Origin of the sequence: Paenibacillus sp. FSL L8-0663 (genome assembly GCF_038008125.1) — a bacterium.
GTDB lineage: Bacteria > Bacillota > Bacilli > Paenibacillales > Paenibacillaceae > Paenibacillus > Paenibacillus polymyxa_D.
In genome coordinates, this window is sequence record NZ_JBBOYM010000001.1 from 240,273 (window position 1) to 252,910 (window position 12,638).

Sequence of the window (12,638 nt, forward strand, 5' to 3'; positions counted from 1 at the left end):
GATTGAAAAGGGTACTCAGGATAAGGTACTATAGCTGTATGGTATGTATTTATATTAACTAATTAGTTATTACATTAATAAACTATAGGTATAGGAGCAACGAAGATGACCAAATTCCAAGATCAAATCATTGCGCGTTACAAGTTTGATGATGCAGAGAACGTCGGCAAAGATAGCTCAGGGCAAGGTAACGATGGGGTTGCTTCAGGCACAGTAACACCCACAATTTCCCATGCTACCGGTAGAGCGGCATTGACGCTTGAGGGAGGCCCCAACGGTACCTCGTATATCCAGCTTCCTTCCGATCTATTCAAAGATGTAAGCGATAACACCGGTGTGACGGTTACTGCTTGGGTCAACTTCGGCAGATTCACAGATATGTGGGAACGTGTTTTTGATTTTGGTAAAGCCCATACAGGGCCATATATGTTCATGACACGGAATCTGCGCGGAACCCTTTTCACCGAGGCGGATTTGTCCGTAGACCCGGGAAGAGGTTTTGTCAGGGATGAGTGGATGCACATAGCCCTGTCTGTGATCGGCACGGAAGGCGGCACATTAAGCAGTGCAGGTCCGGTGGTATATGTCAATGGTGAGGTGGTAGCGGACGGTTCCATCAGCCAAACCTCTAGTGGTAACTATGCCAAGCTGCGTAAATGGTTCGAAACGTTTACAGACTCGTCCAACTACAGCAACAATTTTATTGGTCGCTCTCAGCATGCGGCGGATGTAGACTTTGCCGGCTCCGTTTCAGACTTTCGAATTTATAAAGCAGGCTTGTCGGCAGATGAAGTCATTGAGGTCATGTGCGATTCGTTGACAGATGAAGAGATCGTGAAGCTTGCCAGAGATAAATATTTGTCCTTTCCAACGGCGATTGTGACCAAGGACTTATCTCTGCCAACCGTTCTGATGGGCGGTAGAGTAGAAGTGACCTGGAAGTCCAGCGAGCCTAGTATACTCTCTGACAATGGTCAGGTGCAGGCGATTACCTCCGCACAAGGGGTTACCGTCACAGCTTTATTGACGAAGGGCCTAAGCCAGATTGAAGAAAGCTTTGAAGTATCCGTTCTTCCTGAACAGCTACCTCCGTACACGCTGACCATTCATGGAGATAAGGAAGTAGTGGATGTCAGCGAAGTGATGTACGGCTTGTTCTATGAAGATATCAATAACGCAGCAGATGGCGGGATTTATGCAGAACTCGTTCAGAATCGCTCCTTCGAATCTTTCGAGTTCGATACGTATTCCCATGCTTCCGGTGAATGCGGCTGTTCTACAGGACGGAACCGCAACCCGTTGTTCGCTTGGTCTGGTGATACGGACAAGATGACTCCACAACATAGCGGTGGATTAAATGAGTTTTTAGGCGCAAAAGACAAAGAAGTGAACTCTTATTATGTGACGGTAGCGGATGGTGCAACGATTCGGAACAAGGGTTTTTCCGACTCTAACCAGAATTGCGCCATGTCCATCCAAGAGGGTGCCAAGTATGAGTTTACCATTTGGGCGAAGGCCGATTCAGCGGGCACAATCACATTGCAACTGCAAGACTCGAATGAAAAGGCTATTAGTGATTCGGTTACGATACAGGTGGAAGGCGGTAACACGTGGAAGAAGTACGGCATCGATTCCAAGCTTGTGCTGACAGGCTCAGCTACGGTTCTCGGGCAGCTGGCGCTTACATTTGAAGGGGACATTTCGGTTGATATGGTTTCTTTATTCCCACAAGATGTATGGGGCGCAGGAGAGGAAGAGCAATCCCCATCGGCACATGCTAACTTCCAGGGAAATCCTAACTACCGATTGAGAAAAGATTTGGTGAACGCACTGGTCGGCATGCATCCGAAGTTTCTGCGTTTTCCAGGTGGTTGTATTTCCGAGGGTTCGTTTATATGGGAAAACGTATACGATTGGAAGGAATCGATTGGGGATATCGAGCTACGCAAGGAAAACTTTAATGTATGGGGCTATATGATGACCATGGGCCTTGGTTATATGGAATATTTCCAGTTGGCAGAAGACCTGAATGCAGTACCGCTTCCGGTTATGGCCTGTGGCGTTCTCTGTCAAGCCCGTTCCGATTACGCTCATCCGGCTGGAGGCGCATTAAGAGAATACTATATTAAGAACTTTACGGATCTGATCGACTTTGCGATTAGTGTGGATTTTGAACATAATGAATGGGCTGCTATGCGTAAAAAAATGGGCCATGAAGCACCGTTCGATCTGCGTTATTTGGGTGTGGGTAACGAGAACTGGGGCACAGAGTTCTTTGCCAACTTTGAAGTGTTCAAGACATCGATTGATGAGTACATGGAGAAAAACTATCCGGGTTATGAGCTGCATATCATCTCTACGGTTGGCGCTCAAGCGGACGACGATGCCTATCAGCAGGGCTGGAAGTTCCTGAGCGGTAATATGAAGGGCTCGGCTAAGGTTGCTTTTGCTGATGGTAACCAGGTGACGGAAGAGACTGTTACCTGGTATGAGAAGCAAAAGGACTATATGGACACCATTGCAGACGAGCACTACTATCGTTCTAACGAATATCTGCTGAATAACGTGGACCGCTATAACTACTACTACAGAGCTTATAACGCGGACGGTAGTATCAATTGGAAAGCGACATCAAAGGTTTTTGTCGGGGAGTACGCCTCAACCGATAAAAATACATTGGCAGGCGCTGTAGCAGAGGCAGCGGTGATGACGGGCTTCGAAAATAATGCCGATGTCGTTCGGTTGGCTGCCTATGCACCGCTGTTTAACAAGGTGCTGACAGATGGAACCTACAGATGGACTCCAGACTGCATCTGGTTCGATGACGAAACGGTGTGGTTTACGCCGAACTACTATGTACAGCAAATGTATGCTAAATATTTGGGAAATAAAGTATTGCGCACTTCTTTCTCTACTTACAAACATGGCAAGCCAACGGATCTCATTCCTCAGGGTGGCATTGAAATCGCGACAGGCAATGCCGACGTTATGATTAAGCGTGTCACCGTTACCTCTAACCAGGACGGCAGTGTGCTGCTGGATCAAGATTTCGCCCAGGAATTAAATTCGGCCTGGCAGGTCATTCCTGGTTCCGTGGGCTACACAGTGGAGGAAGGCAAGGGGCTTGTGCTCAAAGCTCAGGATAGCGGTCTGAATGGTCTGTACATCTTGAACGACAGCTGGAGCAATTACAAGGTAGAGGTGATCGCCTCCCGCATTTCCGGCACGGACGGTTTTTATGTGGGTGCGGGTCTCACGGATATTTCTGCGGAGAAAAAGGACGTTGTCGAATACGCGATCGGCTATGGCGGCAAGGCTACCGGCGTGAAGGTTTACAAGCAAGGCATAGAAGGCTACACATTGGGTGACTACTCTTCCAGTATAGCCGCAGGTAACTTGAGAGCGGCCAGCTATGAAGAGTTGGCCGACAACACGGACTACACCATAACAGTGAACTATGGCGGTGAAACAGGCAGCAACCTGATTTGCTCATATACCGACGGCGTGACAAACAGTAAAGTGCTGGATTATAAGCTGGAGGCTTACAACAGAGACGTGTTCAACTCGGTAACCCAAGATGCTGAGCATGTATATGTGAAGCTGGTGAATGCCGACAACGTGGATAAGGTAATACAGCTGAATCTACAAGATTTGAGTGTTGAGTCCATCGCTAAGCTGGTTACACTAACCGGCGATTCCTCGCTTGTTCATGTACCTAACGTGAACAAGAAGAATGATGAGAAGGTAGTGCCTACCGAACAGCAGATCACGCTTCAGACGGATTCTGTTCTCTTAGACTTACCAGCCAACTCGGTAAATGTGTTGGTGCTGGATCTTAAACCTTTTTCCGCTTAAAAACAAAAAGGGGTGTCCCAAGTAGCCGTTTTATGGCTTTTGGAACACCTCTTTTTTTATGAATAGAGCCGGAATGTTGAGTTGATTTCCCCGACAGGCATTACTGCGTGCTTCTGTTCACCAATTCACGTGGGTTAATGCCATCGTCTATCGTTAGCGGGGTAGGGGCTCCCGTAGCGATTCGCTCCCAGGGTACCATTTTAAAATTCTGATTCAACTTTTTCCCATTTTGGAGATTTTCGTCATCTTGTGCAACGAAGATACCATGAGGGAAATTCCTACCTAACCCGTAGCCAAGAACATCAATACCGTCTGTGACAGACGTACCGTCAACGGTTGGGCTTGCGCTGATCGTAAAGTTGCTTATATATGCATTGTCGCCTTGTCGTTCATAGATCGCATAGCTACTGTTTCCTTGACTGGAGGCCATGAGATATCCCTTGCCATCTTTACCGTAATACAATGTAAGTCCCTCTATGTCATCGTGAAGTCTGCGCCCATCTGCAATATCCACACGTCGCAGTGGCTCGGAAGAACCGTCTGGCTCGGCACTATACTTCCAAATGGCGTGATCCTCTTCAGCGATGTAGATCGTACCATATTCATCATCAGCAACCATGCCTTCGGATTGCGTAGCCAGCTTGAACTGGCGGACAAGCTTACCTGCAATTTTGCCGCTTCCGTCATCAGTCAGCTCATATTGTTCAAATTCACCCTCTTTGCCCAATACGAGCGCGTAAAATTTATCTGTCTTGAGGCTATGGTATAGGCTGAATCCGTATACTTCTTTCATAGATGCTTTAATGGGTTTGCCAACCACGTTGGTCAGCTTTCCTGAAGCACCATCAATGGCAAAGATATCGATCGTGTTGTTGGTTCGATTGGTTGCGCCTGCGATATCGATTTTTTTGCCGCCCAAGGTGAAACCGTAACGAAGATCCACGTTGTTCATTTTTCCAACCTTCATGTTTTGCAGTTGCTTGCCTTCCAGATCATAGACTAAAATCCCGCCGCCTTTATTAGTTGCTAAAATTCTACTTTTTTCTGGATCGACCGGGTTGAGCCAGATGGCAGGGTCGTCGGCTGCGTCTTCTCCATCCTCCACAGCTTCTGTTTCGGCAGAGGGAATCACTTTATAGGTGGGAACTGCGTCCTTAGGATCTGCATATTTGTTGTTCTCTGCTTCAAGCGCTGTAAGAAGTTTTGTAGGAAGATATACAGTTCCATTCATCATCTTAATTTCCTGGTCCGCTTTTCCGGTTAGTCCAGCTAGACGATATTCCTTCTCACCAACTGTAAAGGTTCCGACAATGCCATTTTTCAGTTTGACCAAAACAGACTGGTCATCACTATCCCATGTAATGGTCGCCCCCATTTTATCTGCCTGTGTTCGTAGTGGTGCATACCCGGACGGCTGAATGTTTGCCGCATGGGTCAGTTCTGGTGATATCAGAACCCCCGTTAACATGGCTAATAATGCGAGTTTAGTTGACTTCATATGTATGCCCCTTTTCTGAAGTGCAAATGATATAACCGACTCAGTATAAAGCGAGAATATCAAAAGAAAACAATGAAAATGTAAAGGGAATATAAAGATGATGTAAGCAATCAGTGAACTGGTTTCCAGTATTGCTGTCTGTAATTCTTCGGAGACATTCCGAATTTTTCTTTAAAGCATTTGGAGAAATAGCTTGCTTGGGAGAAACCCGTTTCCTCGGTAATTTGTTGGACAGACCAGTCGGTTTGTAGCAAAAGACTACGCCCTTGATCCAGTCGATAATCCATTAAATATTCAAGCGGTGTGCGCTGGAAGGCGACCTTCATACATCTAGCGAGATAGTTCTGATGTACGTGAAAATGGGTCTCCAAATCTTTATTGGTGATTGTATTTTTGTAATTCTGTTTTAGGTATATTTCGATCTGTTCCGCCAACTTAGAGGAGCTGTCTTTATTATTCTGATCATACTCCAAACTCTGAAAAACATTCACAAACGTCTGTTGGGCCTCCCAGAGTGCCAGTTTTCTAGGTTTTAAAGTAGAGGCTAGTAAATAGTCTAATTTCGAAAATAGCTCATGTGGATTCACCACTTTTTGAATTTTAGGCAAATGAATGGTCGTATGTTCTGAATGAAAATGCAGCTCGGGAATGGGAGTGCTGGGTATAATAGGATTGGACGAGGATTGTGCGCACCACATGCTATTGGTTTGAAAATGGAACCAGTAAAAGGAGGTTTGTTCTGTACATGCCTCAATGGGAAAATGATGTTTATCCGGTTCAAGAATGAGAGCGTAATTTTCAGTTACCTTCCACACTTCGTCCTCTTCACCAATGTGCAGCAATCCTTCTTTAATGATTATTACGTCAAAATAACCCAGATTATACCTATTCGGGTGCCAATCCCCTTTTTGATATGTAGTAAAATTCCCCTCAATGAAATAAGGCAGTGGAGGAACAAGGAATGATAGAAAGTCTGTTTTGCTCATGGAAGCCAGCTCCTTTGTGTGTGAAATCGTATAAGTTTTAGTTAAAGATCGCGATTTTTTTTATAAATTCAGGTTGATAAAATAAGGACTGTAGCAAGGGGAACTCAGGTTAGCTTGTACGATATTATCAATACTTTATCCTTATTTTTCAAAAAATGAAAGCGTTCTATTTACAGGAAGGGATGTTTATCCAATGAAAACGGCAAAGCCAGTTAAGCATGTCATCGTTGACGATTTATTTTGGAAAAAGTATAAGCAGGTTGTGGCGGAAGAGGTTATTCCTTATCAGTGGAAAGCATTAAATGATGAATTACCAGATACAGAACCCAGTCATGCGATTGAAAACTTTAGGATTGCAGCCGGGGAATCCAGTGGGGAGTATTATGGAACCGTTTTCCAGGACAGTGATCTTGCCAAATGGCTGGAGACAGTTGCCTTTAGCTTAAGGGACCATCCGAATCCTGTGCTTGAGGAGCGGGCTGATGAAGTGATTGAATTGTTGGGAAGAGCTCAAGCTGAGGATGGGTATCTGAATACGTACTATCTGCTTAAGGAACCCAACAATCGCTGGACGAACCTAAGAGACAACCATGAGCTGTATTGTGCAGGGCATTTTATAGAAGCGGCTGTTGCTTATTATGAAACGACGGGCAAAACGAAGTTTCTTCACATTATGGAGAAATACGTAGACCTGATTCAGCAGATTTTTGGTACGGAAGAAGGGAAACGGAAAGGCTACCCGGGACATGAAGAAATTGAGTTGGCCTTGATCAAATTATACGACGTAACGGCAAAGGATCAATATCTCAAATTAGCGCAATATTTTATTGAACAGCGGGGACAGCATCCTATTTACTTTGCAGAGGAACAAGAAAAGAGAAAACATATTCAAACAGAGCCCACCTGGAATGATGAGAACAACATTAATTTTGGCTTAGGCTTCGAATACCAGCAAGCACACCAACCTGTGCGGGAACAAAAAGAGGCAGTCGGCCATGCAGTAAGAGCGGTGTACCTGTATATTGCGATGGCGGACTTGGCCGCGAAAACAGGGGATGCTTCCCTGTTACAAGCCTGTGAAACGCTGTGGGATGATGTCACGAATCACAAAATGTACATCACCGCAGGGATCGGTTCTACTGTAAACGCGGAAGCGTTCACTTGCCATCACGATCTTCCTAATGACAGCATGTACTGTGAGACTTGCGCCTCTGTAGGGCTGGCCTTTTGGGCCAATCGTATGTTGCGCTTAGCGCCGAACCGGAAATATGCCGATGTGCTGGAGCGTGCGCTATACAACGGGACGATTAGTGGGATGGACCTGGACGGGAAACGATTTTTCTACGTGAATCCGTTGGAGGTTAATCCCTTTCAAAAATCCAGAAAAGATCAAGAGCATGTAAAAACAGAACGGCAAAAATGGTTTTTCTGCGCCTGCTGTCCGCCCAATTTGGCACGAATGATTGCATCGGTTGAGGACAATATGTACACCCAAACGGACGATACGTTGTATACGCATCTGTACATTGCCAGCAAGGTGAACATGACTTTATCTGGTCATGAGGTTGAAATTACACAAACTCATCATTATCCATGGGATGCGGATCTAATCTTTTCGATCCATGTAACAGAGCCAACTCCCTTTAAATGGGCACTGCGAATTCCAGGGTGGTGCAAGCAGGCAGAGGTAAAGGTGAATGGGGAAACCATATCATTAGATCGTCTGGAAAAAGGCTATATCGAGATTCAGCGTACTTGGAAGGACGGAGATGTAGTTACCCTGCATTTGGCTATGCCGGTTGAGCGCATTCGGAGCAATCCGCTGGTCTCCATGAACCAGCAGCAAATTGCTCTCCAACGCGGACCAGTCGTGTTTTGCCTGGAAGAAGTGGATAATGGAGCGAATTTGGCAGGATTAAGATTGACGAAGGATAGTCTTATTACGGAAGAGTTCAGCGGAAACCTGCTGGGTGGCATTGTAAAGCTGACCATAGAGGGACACCGGGTAAAAAATTCGAATGCATTATACAGCTCGGAGCCCCCTGAATTTGTTCCTCAACAAATTACCGCCATTCCTTACTACGCCTGGTGCAATCGGGCTAAAGGGGAAATGCGTGTATGGGTTTATGAATCATAATTCATTCGCATGGGGAGAGGAAAGATCATGAGTACGAGAATTGTGAGTACAGAACCACCGGAAAAGGCAACCAGTACCGTTCCTTTTCATCGTAAAATCAGCTATTCATTAACGGATACGGCCGGCAATCTGTTGTACTGTGTCATTTCCAGTTATCTATTATATTTTTATACAGATGTATTCGGTCTTTCTATCGGGATTGCCGGGACATTACTATTTATCACCCGTTTTATTGATGCTATTGATGCCCCGATTTGGGGCATCCTGATTGATCGAACGAAGTCAAAATACGGCCAGAGCAGACCCTATTTTCTATGGTTAGCAATCCCGTTCGCTGTGTTCATGGTCCTTACGTTTACGACGCCCAATTGGAGTGAGTCGGGCAAAATTGCATATGCCGCCATTACGTATATCATAGCCGGCATCCTGTACACAGGAATTAGTACGCCGATTACGTCTATTCTGCCTAACCTGAGCACCAATTCTAATGAACGCGTCGTCTTGAACTCCTTCCGCATGGTAGGGGGGAATGTGGGCTTCTTCATCGCCACGACGTTTACGTTACCTTTGGTTGCTTTCTTTGGACAGGGGAATGATCAAAAAGGATTTTCCTTAACGCTTGTTTTATTTGGAATCATGGCGATTATTATGTTTCTCATAGCGTTTGCCGATTTGCGAGAAAATGCAGCAGTGAAAACGAAGTCCGTTCCCATTGCTAAAAGCTTCACAGCGATCAAACGAAACTGGCCCTGGATGCTCGTTGTAGCTGCCAACTTGTGTTACTGGATCGGTTTGAATATTCGTTCAGCAACGCTCATCTTTTATCTGCAATACAATCTGGACAGTAAGGACTTAGTACCTTTAATCAATGGACTGACCTCCTTACAGTTGATCTCGATGGTTCTGATTCCGTTTTTTTCCAGAAAATTAAGTAAAAATGCGATTATGATTATCGGATTGATATTAGCTGCGCTGGGTCAAGTCGTGATTTTAATGGGAAGTACAGACTTAACTCTCATTATTATCGGCTGGATTATTGGTGCGTTAGGATCAGGCTTTGCATGTTCTATGCCGTTTGCGATGTTGTCAGATACAGTCGATTATGGGGAATGGAAAAATGGTATTCGGGCAAGTGGCTTCCTGACCTCTATTGGAAGCGCATTCTGTATTAAAGCGGGTAGCGGAATTGGCGGATTATTGCCAGCATGGATTATGGGCAGCACCGGTTACATCGCTGGGCAAGTTCAAACCCCTACGGCGTTGTCTGGCATTCAGTTCAGCTTTATCTGGCTGCCATTTATCATCTTCTTGATCGGGATCATTCCTATGTTTTTTTATAAAAAATTCGAAAAGAATGAAGCTTCTATTCAACAAGATTTGATTGCGAGAAGATCATAGACATTCTTTTAACAAGGTTTTAATGACATATTAAGGCATTATAATACTGCTGCAAAACCTGTTCACTGAGCTGAGCAGGTTTTTCTGTTATTTTCTATTCAAATGTGAGCAAGACCATTGACAGGATTTTCTTTTGGAGCAATACTTCTATGTAGAGAAAAGTGTACAGAATCAAGAACTAGACACATCTAGCCTTGCAACTTTATACATTTTTTCGCCATGAAGGCTCTTCTGTTGAAGGGTTTTTTTCAATTTGAGAAAAAGAATGTGATGATATGAGTCAACTGAGTGTAAGGATGAGAACACATGGCTTTCTGAATAAGCATTTTTCAGGAGAGTCTATTGATTATCGACAGATGATTGCGCTGTTTATCCCGCTGCTGATTGATCAGGCTTTTATCGTGGGTCTTAATTTGGTGAACACGGCTATGATTAGCTCGTCGGGGATGGCGGCAGTCAGTGCCGTAAATATGATTGATTCTTTGAATATTTTTCTGATTAATGTGTTTGTCGCAGTGTCTACCGGGGGAACGGTTGTCGTGGCACAGTATAAGGGGAGCGGTAACGACCTCATGGTTTCTAAAGCCGCATCCGGTACCATTTCCTCCGTTTCCTTGCTGGCCTTATGTATCAGTTTGTTTATGATCGTGTTGTACAATCCGATTTTGAGTGTTCTGTTTGGTTCCGCCTCGCCTGATGTATTAGCTAACGGTAAGGTATATCTACTGGGAAGTTGTATGTCTTTTGTGGGGATTGCAATCGTTGAGGCGGTGTGTGGAGCGCTGAGGGGGATCGGGAAGACGAGGGCATCGCTGGCTCTTTCTCTCATCATGAACCTCTCGTACGTGCTCCTCAATGTGGTATTCATTAATGTATTGGATATGGGTGTGCTGGGCATGACGATTGCCGTCAATGTGTCCAGATATGCAGGAGCAGTGTGCGCGCTGATCTATTTGGTCAGGGTAGATGATGACTTGCGTGTTCAGCTTAGAGATATGCTTTACTTTAATCTGGCCATGCTTAAAAAGATTTTGTTTATCGGGCTTCCCTTTGCAGCGGAGCAGATGTTTTTTAATGGGGGGAAAATTTTAACCCAAATTTTCATTGTGAGTCTGGGAACCAATGCGTTGGCGACGAATGCCATTTGCTCATCCCTAGCTAACGTGTTCCAAATCCCTGCGAATGCTTTGGCTCTTACGATTGTAACCGTGGTCGGTCAATGCATGGGACGTCGAAATGTCGAGGATGCCCGCAAGTTTACCAAATCGTTTATTTGGCTGTCGTCTTGTTCGTTTATTGTAATGGGATTAATCCTGATGCCTTTGTTTGAGCCGATGGTGGGGCTGTTTCATCCGCCTGCCGAAATCGTAGATGACATATTTGTTGTCATACTGATTAATACGTTGGCCCAGATTCCGCTCTGGTCCATTGCCTTTATCACACCCTCTGCACTAAGGGCAGCAGGTGATTCAAAATTTACGTCCCTCACCTCAATGCTGTCCATGTGGTTGTGTCGGGTGGTGCTCGGGTATATTTTGGGCATTGTGTTCAACTTGGGGATTGTTGGTGTCTGGTTGGCTATGGATATTGAATGGGGCGTGCGGGGACTCGTTTTCCTTTGGCGCTTCCGGGGCAACAAATGGGTCCAGCATCGTTTGATCGACTAAATAGGTCCACTACCATAAAATTGACTTCTGGATGAAGGCATTTTACGGTAGTGGATTTTTTTCCATTCCTATACTTCGTTTAGACTCCTTACTCTATCCTGATTCCTATATTGCCTAACTGCGCTCCCTGCTGCATACGGTGGAAGGCTTTTGCTGTGTCTTGTAGAGGAAATACGCTATCTATAATCGGATGGAGTGCATGGCGCTCCATGAACTGAAGCATAGCTGCGAATTCCTCGCCACTGCCCATAGAGGTGCCGATGATACTGATTTGAGGAAAAAATATAGACCGCAGTGGAATCTCTACTTGATCTCCTGAGCTTGCGCCAAATGTAACAATCCGACCGTTTGGCTTGAGGACATCTAAATATTTATCGAACGTAGCAGGACCGATACTGTCAAGGACCAGATCTACGGTGTCTCCGTTCATATTTTCTTTCCATCCGCTATGGCTGTCGAATGCATGATTAGCGCCATGGACGAGGGCAGCCTGCCTCTTTGCTTCGCTGCGTGATGTGACGCTGACCCGTGCACCTGCCGCTAAAGCCATAAGCATGGCATACGTGGCTACACCACCGCCAATACCGGGAATGAGGACGTGCTCACCCTCCTGCAATTGGCCTCTTGTGAAGAGCGCGCGGTAAGCGGTCAAAGCAGACAAAGGCAGTACCCCTGCTTCTTCCCATGAAAGGTATGCTGGCTTGCTGACGGCATTTTGGACGGGGATGATAACCGATTCAGCGAATGTCCCGTCCGAAGGTCCGCCCAGAATGGCTGGAACTAAGGGAACATGATGCGTATTCTCCCATCCGATACAGGGATTGATCATTACATCGGTGCCTACCAGCGAGGTTGGGACGCCAGCACCCACAGCCTCGATCACACCTGTTCCATCGGATCCGAGAATGAGTGGAGCATCGTTGGCAGCTCGATCTGCCATGAGGAATAAGTCTCGATGGTTCAAGCCTGCGGCTTTGAGTTTTACCCTCACCTCATCGTTCCCTGGCTGTCTGTCCGTAACGTCTGTATACATCAGACCCTCAGGGCCGTTTTTGCTGGCATGTATCACGGCTTTCATTTTAAAACCTCCCGTGGTG

Annotated in this window: 7 protein-coding genes; 4 read left to right on the plus strand and 3 right to left on the minus strand. The window is 45.7% G+C overall.

The window, feature by feature from the left end; genetic code table 11:
* The first annotated feature begins 105 nt into the window (after positions 1-105).
* Entirely contained in the window at positions 106-3,855 is a 3,750-nt protein-coding gene (locus MKY75_RS01065; RefSeq protein WP_340884017.1) for an alpha-L-arabinofuranosidase C-terminal domain-containing protein, read from the plus strand.
* Between the two features lie 100 nt (positions 3,856-3,955).
* On the opposite strand, the gene MKY75_RS01070 is transcribed toward MKY75_RS01065, so the two are convergent.
* Positions 3,956-5,353 (minus strand): phytase, encoded by a 1,398-nt coding sequence (locus tag MKY75_RS01070; protein ID WP_340884020.1) that lies wholly within the window; start codon positions 5,351-5,353, stop codon positions 3,956-3,958.
* Positions 5,354-5,463: 110 nt separating this feature from the next.
* On the minus strand, positions 5,464-6,339 hold the full coding sequence (locus MKY75_RS01075) for a helix-turn-helix transcriptional regulator (RefSeq protein ID WP_069010168.1): 876 nt from the start codon (positions 6,337-6,339) through the stop codon (positions 5,464-5,466).
* Positions 6,340-6,532: 193 nt separating this feature from the next.
* Here MKY75_RS01075 and MKY75_RS01080 point away from each other — a divergent pair, with 193 nt between their 5' ends.
* The 3 genes from MKY75_RS01080 to MKY75_RS01090 all read left to right on the plus strand — a co-directional run bounded on the left by MKY75_RS01080 (position 6,533) and on the right by MKY75_RS01090 (position 11,541).
* Positions 6,533-8,476: a glycoside hydrolase family 127 protein gene (locus MKY75_RS01080; RefSeq protein WP_340884022.1), complete on the plus strand. Its 1,944-nt coding sequence runs from the start codon at positions 6,533-6,535 to the stop codon at positions 8,474-8,476.
* Positions 8,477-8,503: 27 nt separating this feature from the next.
* Complete coding sequence (locus MKY75_RS01085) at positions 8,504-9,874, plus strand: MFS transporter (protein ID WP_340884023.1); 1,371 nt, start codon at positions 8,504-8,506, stop codon at positions 9,872-9,874.
* Positions 9,875-10,149: 275 nt separating this feature from the next.
* Positions 10,150-11,541, plus strand: coding sequence for an MATE family efflux transporter (locus MKY75_RS01090; RefSeq protein ID WP_069010166.1), 1,392 nt, complete (start codon positions 10,150-10,152; stop codon positions 11,539-11,541).
* 88 nt (positions 11,542-11,629) lie between these two features.
* On the opposite strand, the gene MKY75_RS01095 is transcribed toward MKY75_RS01090, so the two are convergent.
* Positions 11,630-12,619 (minus strand): zinc-binding dehydrogenase, encoded by a 990-nt coding sequence (locus MKY75_RS01095; protein WP_340884025.1) that lies wholly within the window; start codon positions 12,617-12,619, stop codon positions 11,630-11,632.
* Between the last annotated feature and the right edge of the window lie 19 nt (positions 12,620-12,638).